Origin of the sequence: Nocardia sp. 852002-20019_SCH5090214, assembly GCF_001665865.1 — a bacterium.
Taxonomy (GTDB): Bacteria; Actinomycetota; Actinomycetes; order Mycobacteriales; family Mycobacteriaceae; genus Nocardia; species Nocardia nova.
This window is the reverse complement of record NZ_LZMK01000321.1, coordinates 46350-62698: the sequence shown is the minus strand read 5'-3', so window position 1 is coordinate 62698 and position 16349 is coordinate 46350. Positions and strand designations below refer to the sequence as shown.

At 69.2% G+C, this 16349-nt stretch carries 16 protein-coding genes; 13 read left to right on the top strand and 3 right to left on the bottom strand.

The window, feature by feature from the left end:
- Window positions 1-99, bottom strand: a 99-nt coding sequence (locus A5780_RS43230) for an E3 binding domain-containing protein (RefSeq protein WP_369829551.1), incomplete at its 3' end; no start/stop codon positions are given.
- Window positions 100-160: 61 nt separating this feature from the next.
- On the opposite strand from A5780_RS43230, the gene sucB reads away from it, so the two are divergent.
- From sucB to A5780_RS25800, 12 genes are all read left to right on the top strand, one after another.
- Window positions 161-1015, top strand: a complete 855-nt coding sequence (gene sucB, locus A5780_RS25855) for a 2-oxoglutarate dehydrogenase, E2 component, dihydrolipoamide succinyltransferase (RefSeq protein WP_231983091.1) — start codon at window positions 161-163, stop codon at window positions 1013-1015.
- A 32-nt stretch (window positions 1016-1047) separates the two neighbouring features.
- Window positions 1048-1947, top strand: coding sequence for a TIGR01777 family oxidoreductase (locus A5780_RS25850; protein WP_064909878.1), 900 nt, complete (start codon window positions 1048-1050; stop codon window positions 1945-1947).
- Window positions 1948-2172: 225 nt separating this feature from the next.
- On the top strand, window positions 2173-2862 hold the full coding sequence (locus A5780_RS25845; RefSeq protein WP_082976725.1) for a 2OG-Fe dioxygenase family protein: 690 nt from the start codon (window positions 2173-2175) through the stop codon (window positions 2860-2862).
- 40 nt (window positions 2863-2902) lie between these two features.
- The gene (locus tag A5780_RS25840) at window positions 2903-4420 is read left to right on the top strand and encodes an MFS transporter (protein ID WP_231983090.1); all 1518 of its coding nucleotides are present in this window, start codon (window positions 2903-2905) and stop codon (window positions 4418-4420) included.
- 45 nt (window positions 4421-4465) lie between these two features.
- Window positions 4466-5017 (top strand): GNAT family N-acetyltransferase, encoded by a 552-nt coding sequence (locus A5780_RS25835; protein WP_281207931.1) that lies wholly within the window; start codon window positions 4466-4468, stop codon window positions 5015-5017.
- Window positions 5014-6102 (top strand): lipoyl synthase, encoded by a 1089-nt coding sequence (lipA, locus tag A5780_RS25830; RefSeq protein ID WP_369817514.1) that lies wholly within the window; start codon window positions 5014-5016, stop codon window positions 6100-6102. Before A5780_RS25835 ends, lipA begins: the two co-directional genes overlap by 4 nt.
- A gap of 177 nt (window positions 6103-6279) precedes the next feature.
- Window positions 6280-8481, top strand: a complete 2202-nt coding sequence (locus tag A5780_RS25825; protein ID WP_064909872.1) for an elongation factor G-like protein EF-G2 — start codon at window positions 6280-6282, stop codon at window positions 8479-8481.
- A gap of 66 nt (window positions 8482-8547) precedes the next feature.
- Window positions 8548-9291: a DUF4191 domain-containing protein gene (locus A5780_RS25820; protein ID WP_063011088.1), complete on the top strand. Its 744-nt coding sequence runs from the start codon at window positions 8548-8550 to the stop codon at window positions 9289-9291.
- A 197-nt stretch (window positions 9292-9488) separates the two neighbouring features.
- Window positions 9489-10727, top strand: a complete 1239-nt coding sequence (locus A5780_RS25815; protein WP_063011090.1) for a homogentisate 1,2-dioxygenase — start codon at window positions 9489-9491, stop codon at window positions 10725-10727.
- Window positions 10720-11907 carry a S9 family peptidase gene (locus A5780_RS25810; protein ID WP_227462968.1) on the top strand — a complete coding sequence of 396 codons (1188 nt, stop codon included), beginning with the start codon at window positions 10720-10722 and terminating at the stop codon, window positions 11905-11907. The genes A5780_RS25815 and A5780_RS25810 overlap by 8 nt, the downstream gene beginning before the upstream one ends.
- A gap of 10 nt (window positions 11908-11917) precedes the next feature.
- Complete coding sequence (locus tag A5780_RS25805; RefSeq protein ID WP_063910689.1) at window positions 11918-12553, top strand: IclR family transcriptional regulator; 636 nt, start codon at window positions 11918-11920, stop codon at window positions 12551-12553.
- Window positions 12554-12699: 146 nt separating this feature from the next.
- The gene (locus A5780_RS25800; RefSeq protein ID WP_082976723.1) at window positions 12700-14196 is read left to right on the top strand and encodes an aldehyde dehydrogenase family protein; all 1497 of its coding nucleotides are present in this window, start codon (window positions 12700-12702) and stop codon (window positions 14194-14196) included.
- Between the two features lie 11 nt (window positions 14197-14207).
- Here the strand turns inward: A5780_RS25800 and A5780_RS25795 are convergent, their stop codons facing one another.
- Complete coding sequence (locus A5780_RS25795; protein ID WP_064903144.1) at window positions 14208-15068, bottom strand: aldo/keto reductase; 861 nt, start codon at window positions 15066-15068, stop codon at window positions 14208-14210.
- An 84-nt stretch (window positions 15069-15152) separates the two neighbouring features.
- Here A5780_RS25795 and A5780_RS25790 point away from each other — a divergent pair, with 84 nt between their 5' ends.
- A complete protein-coding gene (locus tag A5780_RS25790) occupies window positions 15153-15728 on the top strand; it encodes a TetR/AcrR family transcriptional regulator (RefSeq protein ID WP_064909870.1) in 576 nt (191 codons plus the stop codon).
- 54 nt (window positions 15729-15782) lie between these two features.
- Here A5780_RS25790 and A5780_RS25785 read toward each other — a convergent pair whose 3' ends face one another.
- Window positions 15783-16244 carry an RDD family protein gene (locus A5780_RS25785; protein ID WP_063011098.1) on the bottom strand — a complete coding sequence of 154 codons (462 nt, stop codon included), beginning with the start codon at window positions 16242-16244 and terminating at the stop codon, window positions 15783-15785.
- Window positions 16245-16349: the final 105 nt, after the last annotated feature.

The window sequence follows — 16349 nt, the reverse complement described above, 5'->3', positions numbered from 1 at the left end:
GGGCTGCGGAGCGGCCGGTGCCTTGGTGGCCTCCGCCGCGGCGAGCACGTCCTGCTTACGGATGCGGCCGCCGACGCCGGAACCCTTCAGCGTCGACAGATCGACGTTGTTCTCCTGGGCCAGCTTGCGGACCAGCGGGGTGACGTAGGGCGATTCGCCGTTGCCGGACGCGGTCGACGGCGCGGCCTGGGCCGGAGCTTGCTGCGCCGGGGCCTGCTGCGCCGGAGCCTGCTGCGCCGGAGCCTGCTGCGCGGGCGCTTCCTGCTCGGCCGGAGCCCGTCCGCAACTGCAGGCACTGCGCGGCACGGTCCAGAAGGCCAACCGCATCCGGCAGATCACGGCCACCAAAACCCGCGAATCGCTGCAGACCACCGCGCAGCTGACGCAGACCCACGAAGTCGACGTCACCAAGATCGCGGCGCTGCGGGCCAAGGCCAAGAGCGCATTCGCCGACCGCGAGGGCGTCAACCTGACGTTCCTGCCGTTCTTCGCGAAGGCCGCCGTGGAGGCGCTGGGCGTGCACCCCAACGTCAACGCCTCCTACAACGAGGACACCAAGGAGATCACCTACCACTCCTCGGTGCACCTGGGCATCGCGGTCGACACCGAGCAGGGTCTGCTGTCGCCGGTGATCCACAACGCCAGTGACCTGTCGCTGGCCGGACTGGCCCGGGCCATCGCCGATATCGCCAACCGGGCCCGCACCGGCGGCCTCAAGCCCGACGAACTGGCGGGCGGCACGTTCACCATCACCAACATCGGCAGCCAGGGCGCCCTGTTCGACACCCCGATCCTGGTTCCGCCGCAGGCGGCGATGCTGGGCACGGGTGCGATCGTCAAGCGCCCGATGGTGATCTCCGACAACGGCAGCGAGTTCATCGGCATCCGCTCGATGTGCTACCTGCCGCTGACCTACGATCATCGCCTCATCGACGGCGCCGACGCCGGCCGCTTCCTGACCACCATCAGGCACCGGCTGGAGGAGGCCGCGTTCGAGGCCGATCTCGGTCTGTAAATCGCTGGGCGACACGACGATTCGGTGACGACATGAAGGTTGTGATCGCCGGTTCGTCCGGACTCGTCGGGACGGCGCTGGTCGCCGCGCTGCGTCGAGACGGGCACGAGGTGGCTCGCCTGGTGCGCCGTCCCGCCGCGGCCGAGGACGAGTTCAGCTGGGATCCGGTGCGGGCACAGGTGCCCGCACCGGCCCTGCGAGCGGCGGATGCCGTGGTCAACCTCTGCGGCGCCGGACTCGGCGCGCGGCGCTGGAACGGCAGCTACAAGCAGCAGTTGCGCGACAGCCGCATAGGCCCGACCGATGTGCTGGCCACCGCGGTCGCCGCCGCAGGAGTGCCGACGCTGGTGAACGCCAGCGGCGTGCATTTCTACGGCGGCGACACCGGCGACCGGGTGATCACCGAATCCGATTCCGCCGGAACGGGTTTCCTGGCGACGCTGTGCCGGGACTGGGAGGCCGCCACCCAGCCCGCGGTCGACGCCGGGGTGCGGGTGGTGCAGGTGCGCAGCGCGGTGGTGCTCTCGCGTCACGGCGGCATGCTCGCCCTGCTGCGGCCGCTGTATTCGATCGGACTGGGCGGGCGCCTCGGCAGCGGGCGTCAGTATCAGCCGTGGATCTCACTCGACGACGAGGTGGCCGGCATCTCGTTCGTGCTTACGAATCCGTCGGTGCGCGGACCGGTCAACATGGTCGGCCCGGCGCCGGTGACCAATGCCGAATTCAATCGGGCGCTGGCGCGGGCGCTGCATCGTCCGGCTCCGTTCATCGTGCCCGCCGTCGCATTGCAGGCCGCGGTCGGCGAACTGGCCCAGGAGGCGATCCTGCGCGGCCCGCGCGCGATTCCCACCGTGCTCGAGGAGGCGGGCTACACCTTCCGCCACGAAACCATCGGGCAGGCGCTGGCCTCGGTGATCGGCGACAACCGCTGATCGACCACGATCCGCGCTGGTGTTCTCCGGCCACGTCGCCGTACGCTCGAATGGCGTAATCGGCTCGGTCGCTGTCCGGCGCCTCGCGGGCACTCGTACAACGCAAGGCGGACAGCGGGTCATCGCGCGAAGAAGGTGACCGGTGTGGCACAGACGGCTCCCCAGGCTTCTCCCGGGCCGCGGACGCGCTCGCCTCTCGTCCCGGCGGCGGCCCGGCAGGCCCTTCTGCGCGATGGTGTCCACCTCGTGCCCGCCGCCGTCACCACGTCGTGGCTCGGCGTGGACGAACGAGCATGGGCCCGTTTCCACGCCCACTGGGACGCGCTGCGCCCGGACGAGTACGCCTCCGAGCGGGGAACCCGCAGACTGCGGCGCTACGGCCTGTTCTCCTTCTCGGCGGCGACCGGGCAGTTCCGTCGGCTCCCGCAGGAATACTTCGTGCAGCCGGAGGCCACCAATCCGCTCTATGTCGGCAGGGACCGCATCTTCGAGCCCCTGACGGATTCGTTCGTCGCCGCGCCGGTTTTCCGCGCTGTGCTGCGGCTGCTCGGGCGATTCGCGACGACGCTGGACGACCCGCCGGAGTGGACCGTGAAGGTGCACCCCTTCCGAGTCGTCGCCGCCGCGAACGCGCGGGGGCTGCCCACGCCGGAGGGCCGGCACCGCGACGGTGTCACGCTGGTCGCGTCGCTGCTGGTCGGTCGGCGAAACGCCACCGGCGGGGTGAGTTCGGTCTTCGACACCGACGGCAGGCAGTTGATGACGGCGACGCTCGGCGAGCCCGGAGATCTGCTGCTGGGCGACGACCGCCGCACTCTGCACAGCGTGTCGCCCCTGTCTCCGGTGGATCCGAGCCGGCCGGCCTACCGCGATGTCCTGGTCGTGACGTTCGCTCCGGGACCGCACAGGAGGTGAGGCGATGGCACCGCCACGGTCAGCGACGGATACGAAGATCATGCCGATCGTCGTCGGACTGGCCTTCGCCTTCACCATCACGGTGGTGGACCCGCTGGTGCTCAACCTCAACCTGCCGCAGGTGAGCCGCGCTCTCCACGTTCCGCCGCATCTGATCGGGCTCTTGGGTGGAACCGCGACGCTGGTGATGGCCGCCGCGGTCCTCGCCGCGGGCAACCTCGGCGACGCGTTCGGACTCGAGCGGCTGCTCACACTGGGGCTGATCGTCGTCACGGTCGCCGACCTGTTGTCCTTCTTCTCGCCCGGTTTCGGCTTCCTGCTGGCGATGCGGGCTCTGGCCGGACTCGGCATGGCCGCGCTGCTGGGCGGGCCCCTGGCCCTGCTGAAAACGTCGGTGCCGGAGAGCAAGCGGGCGGCGGCCATCGGCATGCTCATGGGCGTCGAAATGGTCCTGTGTGGTGTCACCCCCGCGCTCACGGGCTGGGTGGTCACCACCGCCGGCTGGCGGTTCCTGTTCCTGCTCACTCCGCTGCTGGCCGCGGTCTCGCTCGTGCTGACCGTGCGCTATGTGCCGGAGGCCGCTCGCACCGAGCGCCGACGGCTCGACGTCGGCGGGATCAGCCTGTTCGGGATGACACTGACGACACTGGTCATCGGCCTGGCGGCAGCGCAGAACGGGATCACCCGCCCACAGACCTGGCTGACTCTGGCGATCAGCGCGACCGCCGCCCTGCTCTTCGTCCGGCACGAACGCCGGGCATCCGAGCCCGCGCTGGACCTGGCCCTGTTCCGCAGCTCCGGATTCTGTCTGGCGTTGACGGCGGCCCTCACGCTGAATCTGCTCGCCGCCGGGCTGGGTTTCGTCCTCGGGCAATTCGGCAGTACGGTGCTGGCCTTGTCGCCCGAAGCCATCGGCCTGCTGTATCTGCCCGGCACCCTGCTGATCGCCGGCGCCGTCGTCTTCGCGGGCCGCGTGGTCGGGAAGACCACTCCGTGGCCGGTGATGGTCGCGGGCCTGCTGCTGCTGGCGGCGAGCGGATTCGTGCTGGCAGCCACCGCGAGCCCCACGATGGCGCTGTGGCTGCTGGTAGCGGTCGTCTGGCTGGGCAACCTGGGATCTCTGGTCACCTCGGTCTCGGTGTCGGAGGCGGTTCTCGCCGAAGCGCCACCCGGGCACTCCGGCACGGTCGCCTCCACCCAGCTGGCGTTCGGCATGATCGGCTGCGCGTTCGGGCCCACCGTCTATCTGCTGCTGTTCCAGTTCTTCTTCCGGCAGGCATGGTCGGCCGACGCCGAGGCACGCGGCATGGCGGTAACGCGGGCCGAACAGGCCGTCGACGCGGTACGCAGCGGCATGGCGCTCAGTCCGGGCACCACCTACGATCCGAATCTGCTGCGGCAGACCAGCGGACTGGCGTTGGGACTCGACGTCGCCGGCGGGTTGCGGCTGACCATGACGACCGTCAGCGTCCTACCGCTCGTGGTCGCGATGGTGACCTGTCTGCTACCCCTGCGCCGAAGTCGCAGAGATAGACGCCCGTCGCCCCCACGCGTGTGACCGAGCCGGCTCGCCGCCACCGCTGGTTGCCGATAGTTTGAGGCGGTGACCGATATCCAGTCGGGTGGACCGCGCATTCGCGATGCCGAGGAACGCGACATCCCCACGATCCTCGCCATCCACAACGACGCCGTGGCCGAGACGACCGCCATCTGGGACACCAACCCGGTCGACCTCGACGATCGCCTGCGCTGGTGGCGCGACCGGGTGGCCGCCGGATACCCGGTGCTCGTCGCCATCATCGACGGTCAGGTGGCCGGCTATGCCAGCTACGCGCAGTGGCGGCCCAAATCCGGTTATCGGTACTGCGTGGAGAATTCGGTGTACGTCTCGGAGCGGTTCCAGCGCCGCGGCGCGGCGACCGCGCTGCTGACGGCACTGCTGGGACGGGCCGAGGAGTCCGGGCGGGTGCACACCGTGATCGCGGCGATCGAAACATCCAACAAGACCTCGATTCTGCTGCACGAGAAGTTCGGCTTCCGGATCGTCGGCCAGCTGCCCGAAGTGGGGCACAAGTTCGGCGGCTGGATGGATCTGACCTTGATGCAGCGCACGCTGCCGGGCCCGATTTCGGCGGGCGTAGAGTCGTTCGAGTGACCTCCGTCGACACCCCGACATCGAACAGCGGCACGGCACACACCGCCGCGCCGGCCACTTCGTCCCCCGATTCCCTGGTACGGGAATCAGGCGGTCGCAAATTGCTCCGCATCGAGGCCCGCAACGCGCAGACCCCGATCGAACGCAAGCCGAAGTGGATCCGCACCCGCGCCACCATGGGCCCCGAGTACTCCGAACTCAAGGGCCTGGTCAAACGCGAAGGGCTGCACACGGTCTGCGAGGAAGCGGGCTGTCCCAACATCTTCGAATGCTGGGAGGATCGCGAGGCCACCTTCCTCATCGGCGGCGAACAGTGCACCCGGCGCTGCGATTTCTGCCAGATCGACACCGGTAAGCCCGCCGCGCTCGACCGCGACGAACCGCGCCGGGTGGCCGAGAGCGTGCAGGCGATGGGCCTGCGGTACTCGACGATCACCGGCGTCGCGCGCGACGACCTCGAAGACGGCGGCGCCTGGCTGTACGCCGAAACCGTGCGCGCCATCAAGCGACTCAACCCGCATACCGGCGTGGAGTTGCTGATCCCCGATTTCAACGCCGATCCCGATCAGCTGGCCGAGGTGTTCTCCTCGCGGCCGGAGGTGCTGGCGCACAACGTGGAGACCGTGCCGCGCATCTTCAAGCGGATCCGCCCGGCGTTCCGCTACGAACGGTCGCTGGCGGTGCTGACCGCGGCCCGCGAGGCCGGTCTGGTCACCAAGTCGAATCTGATCCTCGGTATGGGAGAGACGCCCGAAGAGGTCACCCAGGCGATGCGTGATCTGCACGAGGCCGGCTGCGACATCCTCACCATCACCCAGTACCTGCGGCCCTCGCCGCGCCACCATCCGGTGGACCGCTGGGTGAAGCCGGAGGAATTCGTCGAACATTCCCGCGTCGCAACCGAACTCGGCTTCGCCGGCGTGATGGCCGGGCCGCTGGTGCGCTCCTCCTACCGCGCCGGCCGGTTGTACGCGCAGGCGATGGCGCATCACGGGCGGGAGATCGCACCGGAGATGGCGCATCTGGCCCAGGAGGGCTCGGCGAGCCAGGAGGCGAGTTCGGTGCTCGCCCGATTCGGCAGCTGAACGACCCCCAGCCACCCCGCAGCGACCGGCCGAATTCCCGTTCGGCCGGTCGTTCGTTGCATACGGGGTGCGGATTCACCACGGATGGGGTGCGGATCCCCGGAACGGGTGACACAGCCGCGCGCCGGTGGGAAGCTCGAAGCAACCGCACGTGTCGACTCCGGGAAGTGAAGAGACATGGCCGAGAAAGCGAGCACCGCCGCCCGTAACAGTTCCGCCGGCAGAGTGATCGAGGCATCGCAGCCCGACGGTATCCGCAATGTGGTCCTGGTCGGGCACACCGGCTCCGGCAAGACCACCGTGGTGGAGGCACTGGCCATGGAGGCCGGGGCGCTCACCCGAGCCGGCCGCGTGGAGGACGGCACCTGTGTCTCGGACTACGACGATATCGAGCAGCGCCAACACCGTTCGGTGCAGTTGTCGGTGGTGCCGGTCGCCTGGAACGGCATCAAGGTCAATCTGATCGATACGCCAGGATATGCCGATTTCGTCGGCGAACTACGGGCCGGTCTGCGAGCTGCGGATGCGGCCCTTTTCGTGGTCTCGGCCGCCGCGGGCGCCGACGGTGTCGACGGGCAGACGCTGGCGCTGTGGGAGGAATGCGCGCGGGTCGGGATGCCGCGGGCCCTGGTGATCACCCATCTGGACGCGGCCCGCGCCGATTTCGACCTGATGGCCCAGACCTGCGCGGATCTGCTCGGCGACGGCGATACCGACGCCATCCTGCCGCTGCAGCTGCCGGTGTACGGCCCGAAGGGCGCCGACGGGCACCGCCCGGTCACGGGAGTCGTCGACCTGCTGACCGAGCAGATCTTCGACTGTTCCGGCGGCGCCCACACCCGCACCGACGCCACCGCCGAACAGACCGCGCAGATCGAGACCGCGCGCAACCGGCTCATCGAGGGCATCATCGCCGAGAGCGAAGACGAAACCCTGATGGACCGCTATCTCGAGGGCGAACGGATCGACCTCACCACCTTGATCGCGGATCTGGAACGCGCGGTGGCGCGCGACCGCTTCCATCCCATCCTGATCGCGGCGCCCCCGCCCGAGGGCACCCGCGAGGGCCTGGGCATGGTCGAGATTCTCGAGCTGATCACCCGCGGCTTCCCCACCCCCGCCGAACACGCGGTCGCGGCGCGCTGCCCGAGCAACGGTGCCGCGCCGCAGCCACTGTCCTGTGATCCGGGCGCGCCGCTGGCCGCCGAGGTGATCCGCACCGCCTCCGACCCGTATGTGGGCCGAGTGTCGCTGGTGCGCGTCTTCGCCGGCACCCTGCACGCCGACGACACCGTGCACATCTGCGGGCACAACGACGGCAACGGGCACGATGTCGACGAACGAGTCGGCGCGGTGACGGCGCCGTTCGGTAAACAACAGTTCCCGATCGGCCAGGCCATCGCCGGCGATATCGCCTACGTCACCAAACTGGGGCACGCCGAGACCGGAGATACGGTGTCGGCCAAGGATTCTCCGCTGCTGATCGAGCCGTGGCCGCTGCCCGAACCGCTGCTGCCGGTGGCGGTGCGCGCCCACGGCAAGGCCGACGAGGACAAGCTGTCGCAGGGCCTGGCCCGCCTGGTCGCCGAGGATCCGACGGTGCGCCTGGAGCAGAATCCGCGCACTCATCAGCTGGTGCTGTGGTGCCTGGGCGAGGCGCATCGCGATGTCGCGCTCGAACGGCTGCGGTCCCGGTTCGGCGTGCAGGTCGATGTCGACGAGTATCGGGTGGCGTTGCGAGAAACGTTCGCGGGCAAGGCCTCCGGGCACGGGCGGCATGTGAAGCAGTCCGGCGGCCACGGCCAGTACGCGATCTGCGATATCGAGGTGGAACCGCTGCCGGAGGGTTCCGGGATCGAATTCGTCGACAAGGTGGTCGGCGGCGCGGTACCACGCCAGTTCATCGGCTCGGTGGAGAAGGGCGTGCGCGCGCAGGCCGAGCGCGGCGTCGCCGCCGGATATCCGCTCGTCGATGTGCGGGTGACCTTGCTCGACGGCAAGGCGCATTCGGTCGACTCCTCCGATGCCGCCTTCCAGACCGCGGGAGCGCTGGCCCTGCGGGAGGCGGCCGCCGCCGCCCGGATCGACCTGCTCGAACCGATCGCCGAGGTGCGGGTGACCGTCGCCGACGATTTCGTCGGCACCATCCTCGGAGATCTGGCCGGCCGCCGCGGCCGCGTACTGGGCACCGAACCGGCCGCCGCCGGGCGCACCGTCATCCGCGCCGAGGTCCCCGAACTGGAATTGAGCCGCTACGCCATCGACCTGCGCTCACTCTCGCGCGGCGCGGCCCAGTTCGACCGCAGCTATGTGCGGCACGAACCGATGCCGAGCCAGATCGCCGCGGACCTGCGCAGTCGCAGCGAAGCCACCGTCTGAGGCGAGCGTCGCGCTGTTCTGCGGCCCGTGCGGGGTATGTCCCGCTCGACCACTATCCTGAGAGGTATGGCAGCAGGTAAGGGCGGCACACCGTCGAAGGAAGCGAAGGCCGCGGCGAAGGCGGCGCGCAAGCAGGCGTCGAAGGAGCGGCGTCAGCAGCTCTGGCAGACGTTCCAGATGGTGCGCAAAGAGGACAAACTGCTGCTGCCGCTGATGATCGGCGCACTGGTCGGCATCACCGTGGTGCTGTTCCTCGTCGGCTTCCTGTTCAACATGCAGTGGTTCCTGCTGCCGGTCGGCATTCTGCTGGGCGCGCTGGTCGCCTTCATCATCTTCGGACGCCGGGTGCAGAAGAACGTCTACGCCAAGGCCGAGGGTCAGGCGGGTGCGGCCTGGTGGGTGCTGGACAACCTGCAGGGTAAGTGGCGCGCTACCCAGGCCGTCGCCGCCACCACCCAGCTCGACGCCGTCCACCGCGTGATCGGCCTGCCCGGTGTGGTCCTGGTGGCCGAGGGGTCGCCGCAGCGGGTGAAATCGCTGCTGGCGCAGGAGAAGAAGAAGACCGCTCGCCTGGTCGGCGACACCCCGATCTACGACATCGTGATCGGCAACGAGGAGGGCCAGGTTCCGCTGAAGAACCTGCAGCGCCACCTCACCAAACTCCCCCGCAATATCGACGCCAAGCGGATGGACCTCATCGAGGGCCGCCTCACCGCACTGGCCACCCGCGGCGGACCGGCGCTGCCGAAGGGCCCGCTGCCGGCCGGCGCGAAGATGCGCGGAGTGCAGCGCACCATCCGCCGCCGCTGAATCACGCACGCCGGGTTCTGTCGCACAGCTGAAGACCCTGATCGCCGCCATCCCGGATGTCCGGGGTGGCGGCGATCGCCGTGTAGGCCGACTCCCGCCGCATCTCCGTCAAACCCGGGACAGGACCACACCGCCTCCCATAGGTTCGTATATAGGACATCCGGCCACGAAAGTCGGACAGGCGATCAGGAGGTGCGATGCCGTACTACCGGGCCGTCGGCGAATTCCCGCGGCAGCGTCATACCGCCTTCACCCTCGACGACGGCACGCCGACGTTCGAGGAGTTCATCGGGGAGGAAGGGTTCTCGGGGACCGGTTCGCTGCTCTATCACCGCCGCGTGCCGTCGGCGCTGGTCGACGCGCGCGAGTGGGATCTCGGCGATCAGTCCCTCACCGCGAACATCCCGCTGCTGCCCCGGCATTTTCATCTGCCCGACCTTTTTCACGACGTCACCGGCCGCGACGCGGTCCGGCACCGCCGCCCGGTTCTCGCCAATGCCGATGTCCGCATCTCCTACGTCGTGGCCGACGAGCCCTCTCCGCTCTACAGCAACGGCATCGGCGACGAGGTGATCTTCGTCGAGGCGGGCGCGGCCACCCTCGAGAGCGTGTTCGGCCGGGTCGACGTGCGACAGGGCGACAATGTCGTCATACCGCGGGTCACCATCCATCGCTGGCTGCCGCACACCGACGCGGGCCCGTTACGGCTGCTGTGCGTCGAGGCGTCCGGGCACGTGCAACCGCCGGACAAGCACCGCACGCGCTACGGCCAATTCCTCGAGGGCTCCCCGATCACCGAGCGCGACCTGCGCGGACCGGCCGGACCGTTGCCGGCGCCCGGCGAACTGGTCGACGCCGACACCGAGGTCTACGTCAAACATCGCACCGCCTCGGGCCTGCACGGCACGGTGGTCGTCTACGACCATCACCCGTTCGACGTGGTCGGCTGGGACGGGCACCTGTATCCGTACGCGCTGAACTATCGCGACTTCTCCCCCGTCGTCGGCGCGGTGCTGCAACCCCCGCCGACCTACCAGGTGCTGCAGGGCCCGGGCTTCGTGGTGTGCAATTTCGTCCCGCGCCCACTGGAATTCGCGCCCGGGGCGATCAAGGTGCCCTACTACCACTCGAACGTCGACTCCGATGAGGTGATGTTCTACTTCGCCGGAGAGACCGCCGCGCGCAAGGGGTCCGGCATCCGGACCGGTTCGGTGAGCCTGCATCCCGCCGCGTACACCCACGGCCCCCGGCGCCAGGCCTATCTCGACTCCCCCGGTTTCACCGAACCGAACGAGATGGCGTTCATGGTCGATACCTTCCGCCCGCTGGAGGTCGCCGAAGGCGGCACCGCGAGCGATGTGCCCGGCTATCCGTGGAGCTGGTCGGACAAACCGTATGCCGGTCGGCCACAACAGAAGAGAGGCCATCGTGAGTGAGCCGTTCGAGCGGATCCCGGTGATCCTGCACAGCGAGGAGCAGCCCACGGTCCGCGAGACCTATGGATTCACCGGCGGTCACGGGATCGTACTGGAGGGGCAGCTGCTGCGACCGCCCGGCGAACGACGATCGGGCGGAACGGTTTTCCTGTTCCAACATCCGACCTCGACGCTGAATCTGCTGCCGATGCCGACCGCGCTCGCCGCCCGCGGACATCACGTGCTGTGCGGGGCGAGCCGCTACCCGAAGAACGATTCCGCGCTGGTGATGGAGAAGGTGGTCCTCGACCTCGGCGCGTGGGTGCGCTGGGCGCGGGAGGTCGCCGGCTACGACCGCGTGATCCTGGTCGGCTGGTCCGGCGGCGGATCGCTGTCGCTGCTCTATCAGGCCGAGGCATTGGATCCGAGCATTACGCACACGCCCGCCGGAGATCCGGTAGATGTTGTGGGAGCGGGACTTTCACCGGCCGACGGGGTGGTGTTCATCGCGGCTCATCTGTCGCGGGCCGAGACGCTCACCGAATGGCTCGATCCGTCGGTGATCGACGAAACCGCTCCGCACCGCCGCGACGCCACCTGGGACATCTATGCCGACGACGCCCCCCAGCGGCCGCCCTACAGCCCCGAATACGTCGCCGGATTCCGCGAGGCACAGCGCGCCCGCAACCGCCGTATCTCGGAATGGGCGCTCGCGCGCCTGGCCGACCTGCGCGCCGCCGGCGGGCCCGAACAGGAACAGCCTTTCCTGGTCCACCGCACGATGTGCGATGTGCGCTGGCTCGATCCTGCCGTCGACCCCAACGACCGCCGCCCGAACTGGTGTTATCTCGGCGATCCGCGCACCGCGAACGTCGGACCGGTCGGCCTCGCCCGCTATACGACCCTGCGGTCGTGGCTGAGCCAGTGGAGTCTGGACCATTCGGTGGCGGGCGGGGCGCGCAATGCCGCGCGGATCACGAAGGGCCCGGTGCTGCAGATCGAGAATTCCGCCGACGACGCGGTGCCGGCCACCCACAACCCGATCGTGCGCGACGCGCTCGCCACCCCGGACCGCACCTATCGCGTAATCCCCGGCGCCACACACTATTACGTCGGCCAACCGGACCATCTGCGCGCCTGTCTCGAATACGTCGAGCAGTGGGCCGCCGAGCGTGAGCTGATCGAGGGACCGCCCACGTAGGATTTCTGCCATGCCGGCGCCCGACACCTCGCAGACTCTGAGCCGCGGACTCGATGTGCTGAAGTTGCTCGCCAGCAGCCCCCATGCCCGCACCCCCGCACAACTGGCGCAGGAGCTGGGCCTTTCCCGCACGATCATCTACCGCCTGGTCGGCACGCTGGTCGAACATGGACTGGTGCGCCGCGCCGAGGACGGCACGGTCAGCGTCTCCGCGGGCGCGCTCGTGCTGACCCAGCACGTCCTCGGCTCGGTGCGCGAGGCCACCCGCGAGATCCTCGAGGATCTGGCCCGCGAGGTGGAGGCGACGGCGCATTTCTGCGTCGCCGACGGCGACGACGTCCTCGCGGTCGCGGTCGTCGAACCACCGTTCACCACCTTCCACGTCGCCTATCGGGTCGGCGCGCGCACCGGGCGCGGACAGGGCGCCCTCGGTGAGGCGATCGAGGCGTCGCGGCGCGGTGAGAGCGGCATCTTCGAGAGCGAGGGCAAGCTGGTGCCCGGCGCGCACGGCGTCGTCGCCTCGCTGCCCGGACTACCCGGTCCTCCGGCCGCGGTCGGCGTGGTCACCCTGGTCGGGCAGGAAACCCCGGCGATGGCCGATGCCGTACGCCGAGCCGCCCAGCGATTGCATTCGGCGCTGGGGTAGCCGCTCCGCCCGGCACGTCGCAGCGGACATCCAGCGCCTTGCGTCCCCGCAACTTGGCTACGCTTGTCCGATAATCGGAAACTGCTTCGCAACATACGATCGCCGCGCTAGCCTGCTCACACTTCGATCAGTCGTCAGGAGCAGCCGTGTCCGACTACACCTCCACCGCCCGCGCCGACGGCGCTCAGGCTCCGACCACGTTCCCGCCCCGCCGCCTCTGGATCGGCGGCGGCTGGCGCGACGCGAGCGGCGGCGCGACCTACCGCTCCGAGAATCCGACCACCCTCGAGCACATCTGCGATATCGCCGACGCGTCGGCCGAGGACGTCGACGACGCGGTCCGCGCGGCGCAGTCGGCCTTCGACAGCAGCGGCTGGAGGCAGATGGGCGGCGCCGAACGCGGGCGAATCCTGTTCCGCGCAGCGGATCTCATCGAGGCCGACACGCAGTACCTGTCCGCGCTCGAGACCCTCGAGGTCGGAAAGCTGTACAAGGACGGCGTTTTCGGCGACATTCCGGCCACCCTGGCGACGTTCCGCTACTACGCGGGATACGCCGACAAACTGCACGGCTCGACCGTGCAGCTGCCCGATTACGCCGGCCGGCACCGGCTCAACTACACCCTGCGCGAGCCCCTGGGTGTCGTCGGCGCGATCACACCGTGGAACAACCCCATCGTGGTCGCCGGATGGAAGATCGCCCCGGCACTGGCGGCGGGCAACACCGTGGTGATCAAGCCGCCGGAGGATGCGGCGCTGTCGATCCTGCGGCTGGCCGAAATCCTCGCCGAGGCCGGGGTGCCGGACGGGGTGTTCAACGTCGTGCCCGGCCGCGGCGAGACCGCCGGCGCCGCCCTCGCCCGCCACCCCGGCCTGGCCAAGCTGACCTTCACCGGCAGCCCCGAGGTGGGCGCCCTCATGAACAACCACGCCGGCGGCCAGTTCCGCAAGGTCACCCTCGAACTGGGCGGGAAGAATCCGCAGATCGTCTTTCCCGATGCCGACCTCGACCGCGCACTGCCGTTTGTCGCGGTCGGCAATTTCCTGCACCAAGGCCAGGTGTGCGCGGCCGGCACCCGCATCTACGTCCACGACAGCCTGGTCGACGAGGTCACGCGGCGGCTGGCCGAACACGCCGAATCGCTCACCCTGGGCGACCCGTTCGACGCCGAGGTCTCCATGGGACCGGTGGTGAACCGGCAGCAGCACGAGCGCATCGGCGGCTATCTCGGACTGGGCGTCGCCGAGGGCGCGGAACTGGTGACCGGCGGTTCACTCGCCGAGCGGCCCGGCTATTTCGTCGAGCCGACCGTCTTTCTCGGCCGCCACGACCAGCGCATCGCGCGCGAGGAGATCTTCGGCCCGGTGGCCACGATCATTCCCTTCTCCGACACCGCCGATGTGCCGGCGCTGGCCAACGATACCCACTTCGGGCTCAACGCGATCATCTACACCGAGGACCTGCACACCGCGCAGACCACCGCGCGTGATCTGCGCGTCGGCAATGTGTGGATCAACGCCTTCGGCATCCCCGACATGACCACGCCGTGGGGTGGGCGGGCCGGCAGCGGCATCGGCCGCGAACTCGGCCCCGCCGGCATCGAGGCCTATACCGAGGAGAAGACGGTGCAGATGATGTTCTGAGCCGCCCGCCCTCAGGCTCGTTCTTCGAGCGCGGCGAGCATCCCGGCATCCAGCCGGACATCTCGCGCCGCCACATTCTGTTCGAGATGGCCGATGCTGCGAGTCCCCGGAATCAGCAGGATGTGCGGATCGCGGGCCAGCAACCACGCCAGCCCCACCTGGCTCGGCGTCACCCCGAGGCGGCCGGCGATATCGCGCACCACGTCGTCGCCGGCCACCTTGGGCCGATCCGGAAATCCCGAGCCGAGCGGAAAGTAGGGCACGAAAGCGATTCCCCGCGAAGAACATTCGGCGAGCAGCGGTTCCTCGTCGCGTTCCAGCAGGTTGTACAGATTCTGCACGCACGCGATCCCGGCGGGAGCGGCGCGCCCGAGTTGTTCGACGGTGACACTGCTCAGTCCGATCGCCCCGATCTTGCCCTCGTCCCGCAACGAGATCAGCTCGGCCAGCTGGTCGTCGAGATCCACGATCTGATCACCGGTCGCCACGATTCCGGGCGGACCGTCGACCCGGCGCAGGTTCACCACCGCCAACTGCTCGGCGCCCAGCGCCCGCAGATCCGCTTCGACCGCGGCCCGTAGCTGCTCGGGCTTCTGCGCCGGCACGAGACCATCGCCCGTATGCACGGCGCCGACCTTGTCGACCAGCAGCAGATCGTCCGGATACGGATGCAGAGCTTCCCTGAGCAGCGCGTTCACCGAGCCGTTGCCGTAGAAACCGGCCGTGTCGATGTGGCTCACGCCGAGTTCCACCGCTCGCCGCACAACCGCTACCCCGTCCGCGCCGGACTCCAGCTGCATCGCTCCGTAGCCGATCCGGCCGACCGCACGTCCCGCCAGTTCGCCGTCACGCGGTTGCGTCATGACCGTCATTCGGGTCTCCCTTGTTATCCTGGCATCAAACGGAGGATCCTCCGCTTAAGACCAGAGTAGTACAGAAACGGAGGACCCTCCACTTTGTCCAGACAGCCGCGTGGACGCCGCGATGCCCAGCGCAACCGCCAACTGCTCCTCGATGCCGCTCTCACCGCGTTCACGGGCGAAGAAGGCACGGTCAGCCTGGATGCGATCGCCAAATCCGCCGGAGTGGGCATCGGCACGCTGTATCGGCACTTCCCGTCGCGGGAGGCGCTCATCGAGGCCGTGTACCGCAGCGAACTGGAACAGCTGTGCGATCAGGCGGCGCACCTGCTCGCCGACCACAGCCCGGAGGACGCACTGCGCATCTGGCTCGGCCGCTACGCCGACTTCGTGGCCACCAAACGCGGGATGGCCGAGGCGCTGCGCGAGGTCATCGCCTCCGGGGCGGTGACCTCGGCGCAGACCCGCGAAAGACTCAGTGCGGCAATTCGTTCCGTCCTCGATGCGGGAATCTCGGCCGGCACGCTGCGCGACGACGTCCGGCCCGAGGACATCACGGCGGCGATGGCGGGCGCGACACTGGCCGGTATCGACCGCGAGCAGATCGACCGTCTCCTCGACCTGTTGCTCGACGGTGTGCGACTCGGCGCGGGCCGGCCGACGGCCACGTAACCACTCACCGTCGTCGCGCGCCGACAGCCCCTCCTGCCGGGCGGCGAACGATTGTTACCGAGCGCGGATCAGTGCCGTCCCGGTCGCCCGGTCGTGCATACCGCGGCGATCCCCGTCGGTGAACAACGCGGGCACCACGAAGGTCAGCAGTACCTGACGCGCCACCGACCGCACGAATCCGACCGGCGCCGACGCATCGATCCGGACCGTGCGCATTCCCAGGAAGTACTGCCCCGGCGTGAACCCGAACAGCATGACCGTCACCACGCCGATCACGAACCAGATCAGGTAGGTGACGGTGTTGAGCGATCCGGCGCCGCGCACGATCAGCGCGGCGATCCCCATGGCGATGAAGTAGTCGACGAACAGCGCGGCGATGCGGCGCGACATGGGCGCCAGCGACCCCACACCCTCCTGCGGCAGGCCGAGCAGCTTGCCGGGGTAGTCGTCGGGCTGCGGCTCGCCGGGGTGGGCCGCATTCGGGCCGGACAGCCAGGAACCGGTAATTCGCGCCATGCTCCCAGCTTAGGCGTGGTGACGGTGAGGATTACGTCACACCCGGGCCCGCACCCGGCAGCCACGTAACACCGGCCGTCGGCCGCCGGTTACCCGCCGGCGGGT